This is a genomic window from Ensifer sp. EB106-05-01-XG146, assembly GCF_058791875.1.
In genome coordinates this window covers 487,169-506,927 of record NZ_JBYTDX010000002.1, presented here as the reverse complement: position 1 = coordinate 506,927, position 19,759 = coordinate 487,169, and the positions used below count along the sequence as shown (strand labels likewise).

The following is a 19,759-nucleotide window of genomic DNA, read 5'->3' as shown; positions in this document are numbered from 1 at the left end:
CTTCGTCGCAGTGTTCTGCCCTCAAGCTATCCAAAATCCGGCGCTAGATGTCGTGCCAGTCCTGATGCTGCCCCACGCGTTCGCAAGCCGACGACATCACTGTCATCAGGTCCGCGACCTTAGCAGCCAAGGCCGACCTCCCCGTCAACCAACCGACGGAGCTGTTGCCGTCACACCTTGCGCAGCAACATTGCCCTAACGCGCCATTTCGAAGATCGCCTCGCCGGAAATCGGGTCCGTGACCCCGAGATCCTGGCTGAGTTCCAGGAGCGTATCGCGGAACGTGTCGAGGTTCGCCTTCATCATGGGCCGTGCCGCAGCGATCGCTTCAAGGCTTTCCCATTCGGCAATTGAGAAATACGATCCATCCGCTGACTTGCTGAGCGCCATCTTTCTCAAGCCTTCAAAGTCGCGACCAGCGCTGCGAAAAAGCTGCTCAAACCGTTCCTCTTGACCGGGTCTCACGCGGAAACGGACACAATTATAAGCCGTCATCCTAACCTCCCTATGGGACGCAACTTCTACAGGATGGATCCGATGCAGTTCACTCGCAAGAGGCACGCGAAGCACGGTCGCAGCCTTGCGATCGCCGGCAAACCGGGAGCAATTCGAACTGCGCTTTGACAAACCTGCCGAGCTTCGCGGCCAAGCTTGCGTCAAGGCGGCGTCCATCGTGCATCGCGGGCAATTATCGCTGCGGTGGCAGACCTCTCCCAGCCGCTCTGAAGATGGCGTGCAGAAATCTCTTTTGTGCCCTTGACCTTCCCATCGTTGGAAGCCCCATGTTGTGACAAAAGACAGAGAAAGGAGCACGATCATGGGATCTGTGACCCCCATTAGAACAAACGACCTGGAAGCGATGTCCGCCGCCGCAGTGAGCGCCAGCATTCCCGTCGAGGGCATGACCTGCGCATCCTGCGTGGCGCGCGTCGAAAAAGCTATTCGCGCCGTGCCTGGTGTGACCGAGGCCTCGGTCAACCTCGCAACGGAACGCGCCGACGTCCGCTTCGATGCCAGCACCAAGTCCGCCGATATCGTCAAGGCGATCGAGAATGCCGGATATGGTGCGGCCGAAGACACGATCGAGCTCACCATCGAAGGCATGACCTGCGCGTCCTGTGTCGCGCGCATCGAAAAGGCGCTGAAGACCGTTCCGGGCGTCACCGAAGCCAACGTCAATCTGGCGACCGAGCGCGCTTCGGTGCGCATAACCAGGGGCATCGCCACCGCCGCCGCACTCGAAGAGGCGGTTCGCGTTGCCGGTTATGCCGCCAAGCGCATGACCGGCGACGAAAGCGTCGACCGCGAAGGCGAGAAGCGCGAACAGGAGACGCGAAAGCTTGCGCGCGCGCTGCTGATTGCCGCTGTCTTGACGCTGCCGATCTTCGTGCTCGAAATGGGCTCGCACTTCATCCCGGGCGTGCACGAATTCGTCATGAACAATATCGGCATGCAGGAAAGCTGGTATCTGCAGTTCGCGCTGACGACGCTGGTGCTCTTCGGCCCGGGCCTGCGTTTCTACCAGAAGGGTGTCCCCGCCCTCTTCCGCCTGGCGCCGGACATGAACTCGCTGGTCGCGATCGGCACGTCCGCCGCCTGGATCTACTCGGTCGTTGCCACATTCGCGCCGGACCTTCTGCCCGACGGTACCGCCAACGTCTACTATGAAGCTGCAGCCGTCATCGTCACCTTGATCCTGCTCGGCCGGTTCCTCGAGGCGCGCGCCAAGGGCCGGACCTCCGAGGCGATCAAGCATCTGATGGGCCTGCAGGCAAAGACCGCCCGCGTCATCCGCAACGGCGAGACGGTCGAGGTGCCGCTGTCCGACGTGCAGACTGGCGACACCGTCGTCGTGCGCCCGGGCGACCGGGTTCCGGTCGACGGCAGCGTCCTCGACGGAACCTCCTATGTCGACGAATCGATGATCACCGGCGAGCCGGTTCCGGTCGAAAAGGTGGCCGGCAGCGAAGTCGTCGGCGGCACGATCAACAAAACCGGCTCCTTCACCTTCCGGGCCACCAAGGTCGGCGCCGATACGGTGCTGGCGCAGATCATCAAGATGGTCGAGCAGGCCCAGGGCGCCAAGCTGCCGATCCAGTCGCTGGTCGACCGCGTCACCGCCTGGTTCGTGCCAGCCGTCATCGCGATTGCGCTTTTGACCTTCGGCGTCTGGCTGGTCTTCGGTCCGGATCCGGCGCTCACCTTCGCGCTCGTCAACGGCGTCGCCGTGCTGATCATCGCCTGCCCTTGCGCCATGGGCCTTGCCACCCCGACCTCGATCATGGTCGGCACCGGCCGCGCCGCCGAAATGGGTGTGCTCTTCCGCAAGGGCGAGGCGCTGCAGACGCTGCGGAACGCCGCCGTCATCGCCGTCGACAAGACCGGTACGCTGACCAAGGGCCGCCCGGAACTGACCGACCTCGAAACCGCCGAAGGCTTCGATCGTGATACCGTGCTGACGCTGGTCGCCGCCGTGGAGACCCGCTCCGAGCACCCGATCGCCGAAGCAATCGTCGACGCAGCCAAAGCAAAGGGACTGGCGATCGCCGAACCGGCCAGGTTCGAAGCAATCCCCGGGTTCGGCGCCAGCGCCGAGGTCTCGGGCCGCACGGTCCATGTCGGCGCCGACCGCCTGATGACGCAGCTGAAGCTCGACGTGTCGGCCTTCGCCGACCAGGCGGCCCGCCTTGGCTCGGAAGGCAAGAGCCCGCTCTATGCCGCGATCGACGGCAAGTTGGCGGCGATCATCGCCGTTGCCGACCCGATCAAGGAAACGACGCCGCAGGCGATCCGCATGCTGCACGATCTCGGCCTGAAGGTTGCGATGATCACCGGCGACAACCGTCGCACCGCAGAGGCGATCGCGGCCAAGCTCGGCATCGACGAGGTGATCGCCGAAGTGCTTCCAGATGGTAAGGTCGCGGCTCTGAAGAAGCTGAAGCAAGGCGGACGCGCGGTCGCCTTCGTCGGCGACGGGATCAACGATGCGCCGGCGCTCGCCGAAGCCGATGTCGGCCTGGCGATCGGCACCGGTACGGACGTCGCCATCGAGAGCGCCGACGTGGTGCTGATGTCCGGCGATCTCCTGGGTGTGCCGAATGCGATCGCGCTGTCCACAGCGACGATCCGCAACATCAAGGAGAACCTGTTCTGGGCCTTTGCCTATAACGCGGTACTGATCCCGGTTGCCGCCGGCGCGCTCTACCCGGTCTACGGCCTCTTGCTGTCGCCGATCTTTGCGGCCGGTGCCATGGCGCTGTCGAGCGTCTTCGTGCTGGGCAACGCCCTGCGGCTTCGGGCCTTTCGCCCGGTTGCCGCAGCACAGGCGGCCTAGGTTCGATCGTCTCCCCGGCTATTGCCAGCATGGCGGAAGCCGGGGAGAGCCCTTATATTCTCAAGGGAATGGCCGCACGACGGTAAAAAGGATGACATCATGAATATCGGCGAAGCTTCCCGCGCCTCCGGCGTCTCGACGAAAATGATCCGCTATTACGAGACGATCGGCCTCATCCCGCAGGCCGACCGCAGCGAAGCCGGCTATCGCAACTATGGCGACAACGACGTCCATACGCTGCGCTTCATCCGCCGCTCGCGCGATCTCGGTTTCACTGTCGAGCAGATGGCGGACCTCTTGGCGCTCTGGCGCGACCGCGAGCGCGCCAGCGGCGAGGTGAAGAAGATCGCGCTCGAACATGTCGAGATCCTGGAGCGCAAGGCCGAGGAACTGAAGGCGATGAGCCGGACGCTGAAACATCTCGCCGCCCATTGCCATGGCGACGGCCGCCCGGACTGTCCCATTCTCGAAGATCTCGCAGACGCCACGAGCGCGCCGACGAAGGTAACCGAGCCCGCCCGCTTCGGTACGGCCGGCATCGATCCGGTCCGCAACCGGCGGCACGGGTGACGACGAGTGCGCATCCTGGAGCCTCACGCATTCGTGACGGCGCCAGGCGCAAGCATCATTGACAGGAATCAAAGGCGTTTCTACGGATCGATCATGGAGAACGTGCGAACCACATATCTGCGTTTGCTGATAGTGCTGAAGCTGGCGATCGCTTTGTCGCTGGCCGTGCTGCCTTTTTCCACCGCCTCCGGCATGATGCATGCGGCCGCGCACGGCTCGATGCAGATCGAGGCAGCCGCCAATCCGATGCAAGCTGCGACCGAGCATTGCCCGAGCCTCGACAAGGGCAAGGTGAAGCCGGCAAAAGAAAGCGGCAAGTCGGACAAGAAGGATTGTTGCAAGACCTTCTGCGCCGCCGTGGCGGTGCTCGGCGATGTCGACGGAAGCCATCCGGCTTTCCCGCGCTCCATCCGCAATTTCGGCCCGCACCCGCAGCTCACCCCCGGTGAGCTCGACGGCCTTCATCGTCCCCCAAGAGCCTGATTTCGTTAATCCGTGACCGCTGCTGCGGGTCTCCGTTGGTCTTGGCCGACGGAAGGATCTGCAGTGGTGCGAAGCGTTGCCGTGGTTTCCGCGTGTCCGATGTGACGCTCGACCACCTCTAGCGCCGTCCGCGACAAGGCCCGCCCGGTTTCGTCCGGTCGATCGCCGGCCTCTGCCATTCACATTTCAGGTTTGACCATGAAACGTTTGTTTTCCATGGCGCTCCTGCCCATCATCCTGGGCGGATGCGCTGCCACATTGCCTGCCGAGGTCTCAAGCCTTGGCGATCCCGCCAATAGCACGAGCGGTATTCGAAGCACGCAGTATCGCAGCCCTATTTCGGGCTACACTCACCGCGAACCGACCGGCCCCAAGGCCTGGGGACCGCTCAACGACGCACAGTCGACCGCCAAGGGAGACGCGTCATGAGGCTTCGCAAGCTCAACCTCGCGGCCGCCATCGGTCTGCCCCTCGTGCTCGCCGGCTGCGTGACCGAATACTCGGCCAAGGACGCGGGCTTCACCACCGTGGATGCCAAGGTCTCGACGGCCGCGACCAAGAAAAGCGTCTGGATCCAGAACCGCGAACAGGCAGACAAGGTCAATGCCGAGGTCAAGGCGCTCCTGAAGCGAAAGACAATCGACGCCGACACCGCCGTTCAGGTCGCACTCCTCAACAACAAGGGCCTGCAGGCCGCCTATGCCGATCTCGGCGACGCGTCGGCGGATGCCTGGCAGGCGACGTTGTTCCTCAACCCGACTGTCTCGATCGGCACGACCGGGATCGGCACACCGGAACTGCAGGCCTACAAGGCGATCGAGGGGCTGGTCACCACCAACATCCTGGCGCTCCTGACCCGCGACAAGACCATCGCGGTCGCCGACGCGCGTTTCCGCCAGGCGCAGCTCAACGCCGCGCTCAGCACGCTGCAGCTGGCCGCCGAAACCCGCCGCGCCTGGATCGAAGCGGTTGCCGCATGGGAAACCGTCGCACAACTGAACCAGGCCCAGGCGGCTGCGGACGCCTCCTCGGAACTCGCCGCAAAACTCGGTGAGACCGGCGCCATGGGCAAGGGCAACCAGGCGCGAGAGCACGTCTTCAACGCTGAACTCGCCGGCCAGGCAGCCGAAGCCCGGCTTGCAGCCCGTCTTGCCAAGGAAAATCTGACGCGACTGATGGGTCTCTGGGGTAGCGATGTCGACTACCAGGTGCCGAACCGCCTGCCGAACCTGCCGAAGAACCTGGCCCGCAAGGACAGCATCGAGGCCGAAGCGCTGAAGCGCCGCGTCGACCTGCAGATCGCCCGCCTCGATCTCGAAGCCGTGGCCAAGTCCTACAGCCTCACCGAGGCGACCCGCTACGTGACCGACCTGGAACTCGTCGCCGGTGCGGAGGCGGAACGGGAGAAGGAGGATCATGGCACCAAGGTCGAGACGACCGGCCAGTTCGAGCTCGAATTCGTGATCCCGATCTTCGACAGCGGCAATGCGCGCATGCGCAAGGCCGAGCTTGCCCATATGCGCTCGGCGAACCTGCTGGCGGAAAAGGCGGTCAACATCCGCTCGGAAGCACGCTCAGCCTACGAGGCCTATCGCTCGCGCTACGACATCGCCCGGCACTACCGCAACAACGTCGTGCCGCTGCGCACCAAGATCGAGGAAGAAGCGACGCTCAGCTACAACGGCATGATCACCAGCACCTTCGAGCTGCTTGCCGACGTCAGGGCCAAGGTCAATTCGACCGTGCTCTCCGTCAACGCGAAGCGCGATTTCTGGCTGGCCGATGCCGATCTGATGACCGCAATCCACGGCGGCGGATCGGGCGGCTCGGCTGGAGGCGCGGCAGCGCCCGCGGCAGCGGAAGCCGGCGCCGGACACTAGGGCGGGAGCAGGAAAAGTGTGTGCGGTTTTCCGTACGCATCCCGCCCTAAATCAAAAAAGGATCAGATATGTTCAACAGAAGAAACTTCCTCGGCGCCGGTGCTGCTCTCGTTTCGACCGCCGCCTGGGCCCAAACCTCAAACTCCGGCCTGCCCGAAGCGGCAAGCATGGACAATGCCGCGACCCAGAAGCCGCTCGTGCCGACGAGCGGACCGGACTACAACCCGGTCGTCACCCTCAACGGCTGGACATTGCCGCACCGTGTGAACAACGGCATCAAGGAATTCCACCTTGTCGCCGAGCCGGTCGAACGCGAGATGGCCGACGGCATGACCGCCTATCTCTGGGGCTATAACGGCCAGTCGCCAGGCCCGACAATCGAGGCGGTCGAAGGCGACCGCGTGCGGATCTTCGTCACCAACAAGCTGCCGGAACACACCACCATTCACTGGCACGGCATGATCCTGCCTTCGGGCATGGATGGCGTCGGCGGCCTGTCGCAGCCGCATATTCCGGCCGGCAAGACCTACGTCTACGAGTTCGACCTCGTGAAATCCGGCACCTTCATGTACCACCCCCATGCCGACGAAATGGTACAGATGGCCATGGGCATGATGGGCTTCTTCGTGGTGCACCCGAAGGATCCAAACTTCATGCGTGTCGATCGGGATTTCGTGTTCCTGCTCAATGCCTATGACATCGATCCCGGCACCTACGTGCCGCGCATCATGGAAATGACCGACTTCAACATGTGGTGCTGGAACAGCCGGATCTTCCCGGACATCGACCCGCTGGTCGTGTCCAAGAACGACCGCGTGCGGGTCAGGGTCGGCAACCTCACCATGACCAACCATCCGATCCACATGCACGGCTACGACTTCGAGGTGACCTGCACCGATGGCGGCTGGGTGCGGCCGGAGGCACGCTGGCCGGAAGTGTCGATCGACATTCCCGTCGGCGCCATGCGCGCCTACGAATTCGACGCCAAGTACGAGGGCGACTGGGCGATCCATTGCCACAAGTCGCACCACACGATGAACGCGATGGGCCACGATATCCCGACCTTCATCGGCGCCGACAAGAAATCGGTCGCGGAAAAGATCCGCAAGGTGAAGCCCGACTACATGCCCATGGGTACGGCCGGTATGGCCGACATGGGCGAAATGGAAATGCCGCTCCCCGACAACACGATCCCGATGATGACCGGCTGGGGTCCGCACGGCGCGTTGGAGATGGGCGGCATGTTCTCGGTGGTGAAGGTGCGCGAAGGTATCTCCGCCGGCGATTACAGCGATCCCGGTTGGTACGAAAACCCGCCGGGAACACAGGCCTGGGAATGGACCGGCGCATTGCCGGAACCGACGCGGGCCAAGGATGCCAAGACCGTGCTCACGCCCAAACCGTGAGAGGGCGGCCGACTGCAATGACCTCTTTCAAATCCATCAGGAACATTACGATGAAGAAATCAGCACTCGCTCTGGCGCTCGTTATCGCCTCCGCCCTTTCCTCCCAGGCGCTCGCCAGCGGCAGCCACGCCGGCGGCCACGACAAGGTGTCGATCGGCGAGCCCGGCGACAGCAAGAAGTCGACGCAGACGATCCGCGTCACCATGAAGGAAACCGACGACGGCAAGATGATCTTTACCCCGGCAACCATCAAGGTTCGCCAGGGCCAGACGGTCCATTTCGCCATCAAGAACGCCGGCGAACTCGCCCACGAATTCGTGCTCGACGACAAGGCGACGATCCAGGAACACAAGATCACCATGGAGAAATTCCCCGACATGGAGCACGACGACCCGAACGCCATCCGGCTCGAGCCGGGCAAGTCCGGCGACATCTACTGGACCTTCACCAACGACGGCACCTTCGAATTCGCCTGCCTGGTGCCAGGCCATTACGACGCCGGCATGCATGGCCCGCTCGACGTCGTGAAGAAGTAACCCGAGAAAACAGGAAAGGATGAAACCATGAAAACCGTAGGCAAACTCCTCGCAGCGCTCGCATTGGCTGTTTCCACCGCCACCTTCTCCCTACCCGCCCAGGCCGCGGAGTTCACCAAGGGCGTGGTCAAGAAGATCGACACCAAGGCCAAGAAGGTGACGATCGACCATGAGGATCTGAAGAACCTCGACATGCCGGCCATGACCATGGTGTTCCGCGCCGATGACGCGGTGCTTGCCAAGCTCAAGGAAGGCGCGTCGATCGAATTCGTCGCCGACCGTGTCAACGGCAAGCTGACCGTGACCGAGATCAAGTAGCAGCGACAAACTGCCCGGGTCGACTTTGCGCGGCCCGGGCGCCACAATCCTGAGATCAGGCAAGAATGGAAAGGAATGTTCGATGAACGTATTACGCAGGCATTTCGTGGCGGGCACGATCGCGGGCATCACCCTCTTTGCGACGGGCGCCGTCGCGGCAACCGGCACCATGGCCGTCTACAAGGATCCGCAATGCGGCTGCTGCGAACAATGGGCCGACGCAATGGAAGCGGCCGGCTACAAGGTCGAGGTGCGCGATGAAGCCGACATGTCGGTGATCAAGACGCGCTTTGCGGTTCCTGCCGACATGGAAGGCTGCCATACCGCCGTCATCGACGGCTATGTCATCGAGGGCCATGTACCGCTCGAAGCGGTCAAGAAGCTGCTGGCCGAAAAGCCGGATGTCGCCGGCATCGCGGTTCCCGGCATGCCTTCAGGCTCGCTCGGCATGGGCAACGATCCGCAGGCCTCGTACGATGTCTACACGATCGCCAAGGCGGGCGGCGCGAAGTCGACGGTTTATTATCAGGTCCGGCCGGCGAACTAAGCAGTTCCCCACCGATCGGCAGTCTCCGAGGCTGCCTTCCATGAACAGTTCGGGCATCTCTGCGATCGCGGCGGTGCCCGAACGCCGATGAAGCCTGGCCGTTGGATGGACGCTAGACTGTCGTGCTCGCGGCTCCCAGATCCTGCGGTTCTCCGATCTCGACGGCATGTCCGTCCGGATCATGAAAGCGAAAGACGCGCTGGCCCCATTCCTGGCGCTCGACCGGATGGATCAGGTCCACATGCGGTGCAATGCGCGCGAAGGCCGCGTCGACATCGTCATCTTCAAAGTAGAGAAGCACGTTTCGTCGGCCATAGGCTTCGGCGGAAGACAGCTCCTGCCGCCAGATGGTCCGTTCGAGCGAGCGTCCTTCATGGATGGCAAAGCCGCCCACGAAAAGCACGAAATTGCCGAAGTCCTCGCGGATCGTCAGACCGAGTGTCGTCTCGTAGAAGGTTCGCGATCGCTCGATGTCGCTGACAAAAGGGATCGGATTGATGAAGCGCATGAATTCCTCGCAGACGCGGCCGATACGACGAGACGAGGCTAACGCGCATGTCTCAAGAGGCAAAGGAGTTCATTCGCGGAAGGGTACAAATCCGCGCCGGCCACAGGCTTACAGCCGCCGCGAGATCACGCCCTTCGCCAGCTGCCGTCCCCGTTGCGGGTAAGCATCGGTGTCTGGAAAACGCCGACCACGCGCTCGGGCCAGTGGGGCGCGAGGTCCGCAAGCGGCTGGCGCCAGCGCTCGGTCTGCAGCATGGCCGCGCCGATCGCGACCGGCTCGATGCCGCAGGCTTCCATCAGCGTCAGCCCGGCAAGGATCGACGTACCGCTGGAAATGACGTCATCGATCAGAGCCACGCGCTTACCCTCAAGCAACGGCAACATGCGCGGATCGACGTAGAGACGCTTCTTCTGGTCGGGCGTGGTGATCGAGGAGAGCGGCACGGAGAGATCGTCGACATACCAGAACTTCTTGGACGTCCCGAGTGGCACGTAGCGGCTGTGGCCGAGCTTGCGGGCAACGGCAGACGCAAGCGTGAGGCCGAGCGTCGGCAGACCGGCGACGACTTCGGGCTCATAGGGTGCGAGCTTCGCCGCAAGTTCCGTTGCCAGTGCGTCCTCAACAGCAAAGCTCGCCTGGTTAACGATCAGCGAGGCCAGCGCATGTTTGCCGTCGGCGAGTTGACGGATCGGCAGGAGAATCTGCCTGCCATCGCCGAGGGACGCCGGGAAGAAATCGCGATAACCTGCCTGAATATCGAAGCTTTTCGGCGGGTAGATTTCCTGCCAGAAGTCGTGGGGCTGCATCGGTCCGGTCCTCGTCTGCGCGCTTTCGCCCGAAATGAAAGGCGATCAAAAAGGCCGGCTTGGTGTTCTGGTTCCGGCCGTTTTCGTCTATACCGTTTGCGACTTCGATCAAACCGAAAGGGCGCTGCGGCTCAAGCAAAGCACGCGGAATTCACAAGCCCTTCGCGCAATGAAACATGGGAATGCCTGACGATGCGCCTGCCAGACGGAATAGCCGACGACCTCACCTTCCTCACCGACTTCCGTCGCGACCTGCATGCCCATCCGGAACTCGGCTTCGAGGAGGTACGCACCAGCGATCTCGTTGCCAAGTGGCTTGAGGAAGCGGGTCTAAAGGTCCACCGAGGCTTGGGAAAAACCGGCGTCGTCGGCACGCTGCAGGTCAGCAACGGCACACGCTCGATCGGCCTTCGCGCCGATATGGACGCGCTCGCCATGCCGGAGATCGCCGACCGTCCCTACAAATCCCGCGAGGCCGGAAAGATGCATGCCTGCGGTCATGATGGTCACACCACCATGTTGCTCGGCGCCGCCCGCCATCTGTCGAAGACCCGTAATTTCTCCGGCACGGTGCACTTCATCTTCCAGCCGGCCGAGGAAGGGCGTGGCGGTGCGAAACGCATGGTCGAAGACGGCCTCTTTGAACTTTTCCCCTGCGACGCCGTCTATGGCCTGCACAACATGCCGGGCCTTGACCCGGACGAAATGGCCGTCGTCGCCGGTCCGCAGCTTGCCTCTTCGGATAGCTGGCGGCTCACCTTTCGCGGCGTCGGCACCCATGGCGCCAAGCCGCATCTCGGCCGCGATCCGGTGACGGCCGCCGGCACCTTCCTTGCCTCGCTGCAGTCGATCGTCGGCCGCGTCGTCGATCCCTTACAGCCAGCCGTCGTCAGCGCCTGTTCCGTGCGCGCCGGCGACCCGAAGGCGCTCAACGTCATCCCCGATATGGTGGAAATCGGCGGCACGGCCCGCGCCTATACGCCCGAAGTGCGCGATCAGCTCGAAACCGAGATCGGCCGGCTCGCGCGTGGTACCGCCGAGATGTATGGGATTTCCGTTGACTACGAATTCGAACGCCGCATTCCGCCCGTCGTCAACGACGCCGATGCCACTGCCCGGGCGTTGAGCGCCGCACAGGCGGTGTTCGGCAAGAAGACCCGAACAGCATTTCCGCCGTCGACTGCCGGCGACGATTTCGCCTTCTTCGGGCTGGAGGCGCCCGGCTGTTACGTCTGGCTCGGCAACGGCCCCGCCGTCGACGGCGCGCTGCACCACAACACTGCCTATGATTTCAACGACGACGCGATCGGTCCGGGCGCCACCTTCTGGTCGACCCTCGTGGAGCAGGAACTGGCACGCGCCGAGTAACGCTGGCATCGCGAAAAAGCAGGCGGGAGCGTGCGATCTCAACGATTTAGAACCTGCGCTTGAAGGGCGAGGCAAGCTGTCATACGAAAATGACGTCGGACTTCAACGGCCGCCCTGCCTGGGCGGCCGTTGAATGTCAGGTTTCAAGGATCTCCAGGATCGGGCTTTCCATGACCTTGCCCGTCGTCACGTCGGCGATGCCGCGATCGGTCTGGTGCGGTCCGGCATTGCAGGCGAGCGTCGCGCCGAAGCAGGCCTTGAAGACCAGGTAAGGCGGCTGCCAATCGACGATGCGGCCGACTGCTTCGCGGAGTGCTGCAAAGCTATCCGCCACCTCTTCCAGCGGCTCCTCCGAAACCAGCCCCGCGAGTGGCAGAGGCAGGAGTGCATCGACCTTGCCGCCGGACACAGCGGCCATGCCGCCACCGGCAGCAATCACCGCGTTGGCGGCGACCGCCATATCCTGCGCATTGCCGCCGAAAACCGTGAGGTTGTGGCTGTCATGCGATACCGTGGTTGCAAAGGCGCCGCGCCAGGCGCCCCAACTCGACAACAGTCCAACAGCCGGTCGGCTGTCGGCGCGCCCGTGACGATGCGCCACGGCGATCAGAGTCGTCCCCTCGGGCGGAACGACGAAGCCGCCCTCGACCGCGGCAACGGCATCGCCCCATTGGGTAAAACGCGGCCGGTCGATGGTCGCGACGCGGACCTTCGTGCCATCTGCTGGAATGCGGAAATCGTTCTCCGACAGCGGCGCGATCTTCATCGTTCCGTGCAGGGTCTCGGCGGCGATGCCGCTCAGCGGCTCGATCATCCGTCCGGCGTCTGCAATCGTCTTGCCGTCGACGATGACCGTGCTCGCACAGAAATCAGCGAGATCTTCGAAGATCACGATGTCCGCCCGACGCCCTGGCGCCACAAGTCCAAGATCATGCCGGCCCAGGCGGACCGCGCCGTTCAGCGTTGCCGCCCGAAGCGCCCATTCGGCGGGCAGGCCATAGCGCACCAGCCGGCGAACGACGTCGTCGAGGCCGCCGGAATGGGCAAGATCGTCCGGGAAAACGTCGTCGGTGCAGAGCGTTACCGTCTGAGGAAGATGGCCCAGAGCCTTGATCGTTTTGACGAATTCCGGCAGCAGGTGATCGTGCGAGCCGCGCAGTTCGATCGAAAGCCCTGCCCTGAGTTTTGCCAGCAGATCGTCGCCGGAAACGAGCTCATGGTCGGAGCTGACGCCGGCGGTCACGAAGGCCTGGAGATCAGACCCCGCAAGGCTGCGCGCATGGCCATTGACTGGCTTGCCGGCGGCAAGCCCCGCCTGAACGATCCCGGTGATGCGCGCCTCACCGTCGATGACGCCGCGCATGTTCATCATTTCGGCGATGCCGCCGATTTCCGGCCAGCTCAAAATGCCGGCGATCACATCAGCGTCGAAATCGGCACCGGCCAGCTCCAGGCCGGGTGCTGACGGCACGCTCGACGGTGCCAGCAGCACCGTGCGCAGCGGCAGATCGCGACTGGCATTTGCGGCCCAGCGCACGCCGGCCACACCGTTGACATTACCAAACTCATGCGGATCCCAGACGACGGTCGTCACGCCACGCGGCAGCACCGCATTGGCATAGGTCGCCGGCGTCACCATCGAGCTTTCGACGTGCATATGGGTGTCGATCAGACCGGGCGAAACGTAAGCGCCCGTCGCATCGATCATGGTTGCCGCATCGGAGCGCGTGCCCGGTTCGTGGACACTTGCGATCAACGATCCAACAAGGCCGATATCGGCCGGGCGAAGCTCGCCCGTCACCACGTCGACGAGCGTACCGCCCGAAATCAGAACGTCGAACGGTTCAGCACCACGCGCTGCCGCCACTGCCCGGCTGCGGAGCGCCGCATCCATCAAGTCCTGAGGCTGCTCTATGGAACTCACTTCTGCGCTTCCTTCATCAAAGCGCCCAGGATCTGAGCCCTGGTCGTCTCGACATGGGCATCGACGGCATATTCGGCATTGAAGATCGCGTGGCTTTCGCGCGTTTCGACGACGGTGCGCCCGCGGGCCAGCGTCCCTCCGAGTTCGACATCGATGCGCGCCTTGCGAAACGAGATTGCGCCCGGATTGACGAAGGCAACGGCAGCGCAAGGGTCGTAGATCGCCATGCCCGGCCGGCCGCGACTGGTGCCGATCGAAATGAAGCCGGCAAGCAGATCGGCGATGAGGGCGGCATGGACGCCACCCGCCGAGCGGATCGGCGCCACGTCATCGGGGTAGGCAAAGACCTTGCGGCAGAGATCGAGATCGACCATGCGCAGCGGCAGGCCATGCGCGATCACGATCGCCAGCGCTTCCGGATCGGCGAAGGCGTTGAATTCGGCAGATGCCGTATGGTTGCCGCTGGTGACGCCGCCCCCCATCCAGGTGAGGTCGGTGATCCGGCTCGCCAAGTCCGGACGGGCAAGGCAAAGGGCAGCGAGATTGGTGAGCGGCCCGAGCGCCAGAATCCGCTTCGGCCCCTCCTGCTCCAGCCAGGCGCAAAGTGCCGCAAAGGCGTCGCTTACCGGCAAGGCGTCGGCCTCCGGCAGCGTCAATCCCGCTGTCGGCATGCCGGCTTCGCCAAGGATGCGTTCGGCAGTTTCGAGCTTGCCGAGCACCGGCAGGGCGCGCCCCTCATGGATGGGGAAAGCCCAGCCGAAAGCGCGCGCGGCGCCGGCAGCGTTGCGCTTCACCTGGTCAAGCGGCGTGTTACCGAAAACCAGCGAAACGCCGTCGATCTCTTCACCGGCATGAAGGACGACAAGCACTGCGGCAATGTCGTCGAACCCCATGTCCGTATCGATCCAGACACCCATCGGACCTTACCCGAACTTCTTGAGGCGTGCGGCCTTCTCGACCGGCAGGTCGAAGGCAATGGCAGAACCGGTTTCACGGGCTGCAAGTGCTGCATCCTCTTCCGCCTTGATGGCGCCGAGCGGCGTATCGAGCAGGTACTCGCGCGTGCTGCCGGAGAAAGAGGCTCCGCGCACGGTGCCTTGGAAAGGACCTGAACCAAGGGTCACCATGCGCGGACGCCACGCAAGCCCTGCCGTGTCAGGCGGCAGGGATCCGGAAAGATCGATCGGGCCGTTCTCGGCCTTCAGCTTGCCGCCCTCGACGGCAAAGATGTTTTCGAAACCGACGAAGTCGGCGACGAAGCGCGAGATCGGGCGGTTGTAGATATCCTCGGGCGTGCCGATCTGCTCGATCGCGCCGTTCAGCATGACGACGATGCGGTCCGCCAGCGACAGGGCCTCGCCCTGGTCGTGGGTGACGAAGATCATCGTGACGCCGGTTTCCTTCTGGACCCGCTGCAGTTCCGTGCGCATTTCGAGGCGCAGACGAGCGTCGAGGTTCGACAGCGGCTCGTCGAGCAGCAGCACCTTCGGCTCCATGACCATGGAACGCGCCAGCGCGACACGCTGCTGCTGGCCACCGGAGAGTTCGCCCGGCTTGCGGGCGGAAAACTTCGAAAGCCCGACCGACTTGAGACCGGCGGTCACCTTGCTCTCGATCTCGTTGGCCGGCAGCTTCTTCAGCCGCAGGCCGAAGGCGACGTTTTCGAACACAGTCAGGTGCGGAAACAGCGCATAGGACTGAAAGACCAGGCCGACCGAGCGCTTGTTGGCGGACACGCGGGTGATGTCGGCACCATCGAGCTTGATCGCGCCGGACGCGGGCGACAGCAGGCCGGCGATCGAGCGCATCGTCGTCGTCTTGCCGCAACCGGAGGGCCCAAGGAAGGCCACCAGTTCGCCCTTGCGGATCGAAAGGTCGAGGTCCTTCACCGCAACGGTATCGCCATAGGCGAGCGTCAGTTTTTCAAGGCTGAGGAAGGGGGCGTCAGACATAGCGAGAGAATCCCAGGAAGCGTTCGGCAAGAAAGACGATGCCGATGGACATGAAGGCGAGCAGCGCGGAGAGGGCGGCGACCGACGGATCGTAAGTGATCTCCATGTAGGAGAGCATGTCGATCGGCAGCGTGCGCACGCCCGGGCCGGAGAGGAAGAGCGATACCGGCACCTGGTTGAAGCTCGTGACGAAGCCGAGGATGAAGGCGGCGAGGATGCCGCTGCGGATGTTCGGCATCACCACGCGGAAGAAGGCGCCGGCGCGCGAGGAGCCGAGCAGCACAGCCGCCTCCTCGATATCGGAGCGCAGGTTGTTGAGGCTCGCCGAGACGACCCGTACCGCATAGGGCAGAACCAGCGCGGTGTGGGCGAGAAACAGCGTCAGCGTGATGTTGAGGCCAAAGGGCACAACGATGTAACGCAAGAGCGCCAGGCCGACGATGATACCGGGCACGATGATTGGCAGCGACACGATCGTGCGGATGGTTTCGCCAAACGGCAGCTTGTAGCGCGACAGGGCGTAGGAGGCGGGAACGCCGAGCACGAGAGCGGCCGCCGTTCCGCCGATCGCCAGCAGCATCGAGATCGCGAAACTTTCCTGGAAGCTCTCGACCGTGAACACCTTGGCGACCCACTTGAGCGAGAAGCCCTGCGGCGGGAAGGCCAGCGTCTCGCCGCCGGAGAGCGACGCGGCGACGATGATGAAGAACGGCCCGATCAGGAAGCCGATCACCAGGAAGAGGACGAGGGGTGAAAAGACGCGGGGTGTCATCGCTTGTTCCTCGCGGTGGCAAGCCGTTTCAAAAGAAGATTGGCGGCAAAGCTCATGACGATCAGGATGAAGGCGATGACGCTGGCCGCGACGAAATCGTTGGCGACGGTGACGCGCTGATAGAGCAGCGTTTCGAGCATCAGCACCTTGGAGCCGCCGAGGATCGCCGGCGTGATGTAGGCGGTGAGCGAGCCGGTGAAGACCAGGGTACCACCAATAACAAGGCCCTCCTTGGTGAGCGGCAGGATCACCTTGAAAAACACCTGGAACCAGTTGGCGCCGAGTACGCGGGCAGCCGGGATCGCATCCTTCGGCATGTTTTCAAGCGCGCTGATCAGCGACAGGATCATCAGCGGCAGGAAAAGCTGCAAGAGACCGATGAACACGGCGGTCTCGGTAAAGAGGAAGCGGATCGGCTCATCCGAGAGGCCGACAAACTGGAGCGCCTGGTTGACGATGCCGGTGCGGCCGAGAATGACGATCCAGGCATAGGTGCGGGCAACCGACGAGATCATCAGCGGCAGCACGACAAGGCCGATCATCTGTCCCTTGCTGCGCGGCGTCAGATTGACGATCGCAAAGGCGGCGGCATAGCCGATGACCGCCGAAACGACGGTAACCATCAGGCCGAGCCGGAAGGTGCGTAGGAAGACGGTGCGGTTCAGCGGATCGGAAAAGAAGGTCGTATAGGCCGACAGCGACCAGCTGTCGGCGCTGCGAAAGCCTTCCGCCAGCAGGATCACCACTGGCGCCAGAAAGACGATCGCCGCAAAGACCGCTGCGGGCAGAGCGAGCGCCAGGGCTTCGGCGCGGTTCTGGAACATCCTTCTTCCTTTCAAGGCATTCCTGGGCGCGTCTCATCGCGCCCGTCGCATCAGGTCTCCACCGGCGATCACGATCCGCCGGTGGAGGTCGCAATGGCTTGGTCTTACTGGCCGACCTGGGCGTTCCACTCCGACAGCCACGCTTCGCGGTTGTCGAGGGCAACGGCCGACGGGATCAGCTTCAGGTTCTTCACGGTCTCTTCGCCGTAGGTGAGGTTTTCGGCGATCTCGGGCGAAACCTTCACCTCCTTGTTGGCCGGGCTGTCGACCAGCTTTTCGGCAAGCGCGGTCTGGATTTCGGTCGAGAGCCAGAAGTCCATGAACTGAAGCGCCAGGTCCTGGTTCTTGCTGCCCTTGGTCAGCACCATGACGTTCATGCCGCCGGTCTGGCCTTCCTTGGGCGTTGCCCACTTGATCGGCAGGCCGAGCTTGGTGAAACCTTCCCAGGAGAAGCGACCGATCGGAGCGGCCCAGATTTCTTCCTGCTGCATCAGCTGAACGAGCTGGGAGGACTTGACGTAGAAGGTGACGATATCGTCCTTCTTGGCGCCGACGGCGGCAATCGCTTCCTTGAGGTCAGGCGTGTTCTTGCCGATGGCTTCGCCGACCATGTAGAGCGCCGGCGGGCCCTGGTTGGTGGTGACGTTCGGGAAGGCGACGTGGCTGGCGTTCTTGTCGCTCAGGAGATCGGCCCAGGAGTTCACTTCCATCTTGTCCGAGCGATAGACGATCGAGGTGGCATAGAAGGTGTAGCCGACGCTCATGCCGTCGCCGTTCGGGTCCTTGGCGAGGTCGTAGAGCTTGTTGAAGTTCTGGAGCTTCGAGGTGTCGATCTTTTCGATGAGATCGGCGCGGGTGGCCGAAAGCGCGTCGGCCATCGAGACGACGGCCATGTCGACGACCGGGCTCGCCTTGTTGGCTTCCATCTTGGCGAGGCGCTCGACGCTGTTGCCGGTTTCGACGACGAGCTTGCAGCCGCACTTCTGTTCGAACGGGGTGTAGACCAGTTCCTTGAATGCGTCCTGGGCAAAGCCGTAGACGGAAATGGTGAGCGTCTTTTCCTGAGCGGATGCGACAGGGGCGGTAACGAGCAAGAGCGCGCTCGAGGCAAGCAAGAACTTCTTCATGGCTGGTGTCCTCCTTCGGTGACGGATGTAGCTGCGGTGGCAGTGGTAAGAACGGGTTGAGACGCGGGCGGTGCCGCGGCCGATTGCCGGACGACCAGATGCATCGGCACCTTGCAGGTCGCCGCCGTAACCGGTGCGCCGATCGCGGGATCGGACGGGTCGCGCTCGCTGATCGCCTTCACGAGCGCTGCGACGGCGATCGCCGCGATCTTGGTCATGTCCATGCGCGCGGTCGTCAGCGCGGGCGTGATGACCGGCGACCAGATCAGGTCGTCGAACCCGGTGACACTCGCCTTTTCCGGCACGTTGATGCCGGCGCGCTGCAGCTCGGTGAGCGCGCGCAGCGCATGGAGATCGGAGATGCAAGCAAAGGCCGTGTAGCCTTCCGCCACCTTATCGGCGAGGCCGAGCGGACAGCCCTTGCCGGCCGCCTTTTCCAACGGCTCGATCCAGAGCGTATCGGTATGGGTGCCCTCGCCGAAGACCGAGCGAATACCGCCGGCGCGGTCGTTCTGCACGTTCGAGGCGGGATTGTTGCCGATGATCAGCACGCGGCGGTGGCCGAGAGCCTTGAGGTGTTCGCCAATCTGCCGGCCGCCACCCCAATGGTCGGCGGCGACCGTGTTGCCCGGCGTCGAGGGCGTATCGATGACAGCGACCGGACAGCCGACATCGGCAATGCGCGTGCCGCGCCTGGGCACGATCACCAGGCCATCAACGTCGCGATCGATCAGGCGCTCGATCGCCTTGGTCTGGGTCGAGACGTCGCCGCGCGAGTCGGCGATCAGCACGCCATAGCCCGAGGACGAAGCCGCAAGCTCGATTGCCTGGGCGATCTGCGGGAAGAGCGGATTGGCGATATCGGGAAGCACGAGGCCGAGAACACCCGTGCGGCCGGTGCGCAGCGCCCTGCCCGCCTGGCTCGGCACATAGCCGAGCTCGGCAGCGGTCGCGCGGATCTTTTCCACCATCTCGGCGGAGACGCGCCCCTTGCCCGAGAGCGCGTTTGAAACCGTCGCCGCGGAGACGCCCAGCGTTCTGGCAATCCTCGTCAGTTTTGGTCCGGAACGCGCCAAATCAGTGGTTTCCGCCATCGCGTGATTAAACGATTAATCAGCCGATATATCAGAATCTCCCGACTGTCGAATCCTTTTGTCGACTCGTTGCATTTTGCAATTTTCGAGGGAAAAGATTTGCGAACGACAATCGATTTCCGCTTGGCGCCTGGCGTTCACAATCAGCGGAAGGAGTTCACGTCAATTCCTCAAGCGCCAACGGGCCGTCCAAAGTCTGCCTGATATATCTCCGCCGACACCGAGCGATGAAAAGCGAAACACGCATCTGCCCAACCGCCGCAATCGCGGGTACAAATTTCAACTTCGCCTGACAAAAGAAATCAATTTT

At 63.3% G+C, this 19,759-nt stretch carries 20 protein-coding genes; 10 read left to right on the top strand and 10 right to left on the bottom strand.

Annotated elements, in window-relative coordinates:
- Positions 1–195 precede the first annotated feature (195 nt).
- Entirely contained in the window at positions 196–819 is a 624-nt protein-coding gene (locus AC3WVQ_RS22460) for an antibiotic biosynthesis monooxygenase family protein (protein ID WP_200953556.1), read from the bottom strand.
- Between the two features lie 40 nt (positions 820–859).
- Here AC3WVQ_RS22460 and AC3WVQ_RS22455 point away from each other — a divergent pair, with 40 nt between their 5' ends.
- The 9 genes from AC3WVQ_RS22455 (at position 860) to AC3WVQ_RS22415 (ending at position 9,074) form a co-directional block, all read left to right on the top strand.
- A complete protein-coding gene (locus AC3WVQ_RS22455) occupies positions 860–3,334 on the top strand; it encodes a heavy metal translocating P-type ATPase (RefSeq protein WP_492383298.1) in 2,475 nt (824 codons plus the stop codon).
- A 99-nt stretch (positions 3,335–3,433) separates the two neighbouring features.
- The gene (gene cueR, locus AC3WVQ_RS22450; protein ID WP_492382982.1) at positions 3,434–3,904 is read left to right on the top strand and encodes a Cu(I)-responsive transcriptional regulator; all 471 of its coding nucleotides are present in this window, start codon (positions 3,434–3,436) and stop codon (positions 3,902–3,904) included.
- Positions 3,905–3,997: 93 nt separating this feature from the next.
- Complete coding sequence (locus AC3WVQ_RS22445) at positions 3,998–4,387, top strand: hypothetical protein (protein WP_112974736.1); 390 nt, start codon at positions 3,998–4,000, stop codon at positions 4,385–4,387.
- A gap of 198 nt (positions 4,388–4,585) precedes the next feature.
- Positions 4,586–4,816 (top strand): hypothetical protein, encoded by a 231-nt coding sequence (locus tag AC3WVQ_RS22440; RefSeq protein WP_082936547.1) that lies wholly within the window; start codon positions 4,586–4,588, stop codon positions 4,814–4,816.
- On the top strand, positions 4,813–6,267 hold the full coding sequence (locus tag AC3WVQ_RS22435; protein WP_060530271.1) for a TolC family protein: 1,455 nt from the start codon (positions 4,813–4,815) through the stop codon (positions 6,265–6,267). The genes AC3WVQ_RS22440 and AC3WVQ_RS22435 overlap by 4 nt, the downstream gene beginning before the upstream one ends.
- Positions 6,268–6,335: 68 nt before the next feature.
- A complete protein-coding gene (locus AC3WVQ_RS22430; protein ID WP_060530270.1) occupies positions 6,336–7,673 on the top strand; it encodes a multicopper oxidase family protein in 1,338 nt (445 codons plus the stop codon).
- Between the two features lie 50 nt (positions 7,674–7,723).
- Positions 7,724–8,209 carry a cupredoxin domain-containing protein gene (locus tag AC3WVQ_RS22425; protein WP_060530269.1) on the top strand — a complete coding sequence of 162 codons (486 nt, stop codon included), beginning with the start codon at positions 7,724–7,726 and terminating at the stop codon, positions 8,207–8,209.
- A 27-nt stretch (positions 8,210–8,236) separates the two neighbouring features.
- Positions 8,237–8,527 (top strand): copper-binding protein, encoded by a 291-nt coding sequence (locus AC3WVQ_RS22420; RefSeq protein ID WP_060521726.1) that lies wholly within the window; start codon positions 8,237–8,239, stop codon positions 8,525–8,527.
- Positions 8,528–8,609: 82 nt separating this feature from the next.
- Positions 8,610–9,074 (top strand): DUF411 domain-containing protein, encoded by a 465-nt coding sequence (locus AC3WVQ_RS22415; RefSeq protein WP_034799270.1) that lies wholly within the window; start codon positions 8,610–8,612, stop codon positions 9,072–9,074.
- Between the two features lie 112 nt (positions 9,075–9,186).
- Here the strand turns inward: AC3WVQ_RS22415 and AC3WVQ_RS22410 are convergent, their stop codons facing one another.
- Entirely contained in the window at positions 9,187–9,582 is a 396-nt protein-coding gene (locus AC3WVQ_RS22410; protein ID WP_060530268.1) for a VOC family protein, read from the bottom strand.
- A gap of 125 nt (positions 9,583–9,707) precedes the next feature.
- Positions 9,708–10,424 (bottom strand): phosphoribosyltransferase, encoded by a 717-nt coding sequence (locus AC3WVQ_RS22405; protein WP_256385293.1) that lies wholly within the window; start codon positions 10,422–10,424, stop codon positions 9,708–9,710.
- A gap of 156 nt (positions 10,425–10,580) precedes the next feature.
- Here AC3WVQ_RS22405 and AC3WVQ_RS22400 point away from each other — a divergent pair, with 156 nt between their 5' ends.
- On the top strand, positions 10,581–11,756 hold the full coding sequence (locus AC3WVQ_RS22400; RefSeq protein WP_492382981.1) for a M20 aminoacylase family protein: 1,176 nt from the start codon (positions 10,581–10,583) through the stop codon (positions 11,754–11,756).
- Positions 11,757–11,892: 136 nt separating this feature from the next.
- Here AC3WVQ_RS22400 and AC3WVQ_RS22395 read toward each other — a convergent pair whose 3' ends face one another.
- The 7 genes from AC3WVQ_RS22395 to AC3WVQ_RS22365 all read right to left on the bottom strand — a co-directional run bounded on the left by AC3WVQ_RS22395 (position 11,893) and on the right by AC3WVQ_RS22365 (position 19,431).
- Positions 11,893–13,650, bottom strand: coding sequence for an adenine deaminase (locus tag AC3WVQ_RS22395; protein WP_492383297.1), 1,758 nt, complete (start codon positions 13,648–13,650; stop codon positions 11,893–11,895).
- 26 nt (positions 13,651–13,676) lie between these two features.
- Positions 13,677–14,597 (bottom strand): nucleoside hydrolase, encoded by a 921-nt coding sequence (locus tag AC3WVQ_RS22390; RefSeq protein ID WP_034799255.1) that lies wholly within the window; start codon positions 14,595–14,597, stop codon positions 13,677–13,679.
- 6 nt (positions 14,598–14,603) lie between these two features.
- Positions 14,604–15,632: an ABC transporter ATP-binding protein gene (locus tag AC3WVQ_RS22385; protein ID WP_060521736.1), complete on the bottom strand. Its 1,029-nt coding sequence runs from the start codon at positions 15,630–15,632 to the stop codon at positions 14,604–14,606.
- Positions 15,625–16,404: an ABC transporter permease gene (locus tag AC3WVQ_RS22380; RefSeq protein WP_058323510.1), complete on the bottom strand. Its 780-nt coding sequence runs from the start codon at positions 16,402–16,404 to the stop codon at positions 15,625–15,627. Before AC3WVQ_RS22380 ends, AC3WVQ_RS22385 begins: the two co-directional genes overlap by 8 nt.
- Complete coding sequence (locus tag AC3WVQ_RS22375) at positions 16,401–17,228, bottom strand: ABC transporter permease (protein ID WP_034799251.1); 828 nt, start codon at positions 17,226–17,228, stop codon at positions 16,401–16,403. The genes AC3WVQ_RS22380 and AC3WVQ_RS22375 overlap by 4 nt, the downstream gene beginning before the upstream one ends.
- A gap of 104 nt (positions 17,229–17,332) precedes the next feature.
- Complete coding sequence (locus AC3WVQ_RS22370) at positions 17,333–18,355, bottom strand: ABC transporter substrate-binding protein (RefSeq protein WP_192445320.1); 1,023 nt, start codon at positions 18,353–18,355, stop codon at positions 17,333–17,335.
- A complete protein-coding gene (locus AC3WVQ_RS22365; protein WP_192445318.1) occupies positions 18,352–19,431 on the bottom strand; it encodes a LacI family DNA-binding transcriptional regulator in 1,080 nt (359 codons plus the stop codon). The genes AC3WVQ_RS22370 and AC3WVQ_RS22365 overlap by 4 nt, the downstream gene beginning before the upstream one ends.
- Between the last annotated feature and the right edge of the window lie 328 nt (positions 19,432–19,759).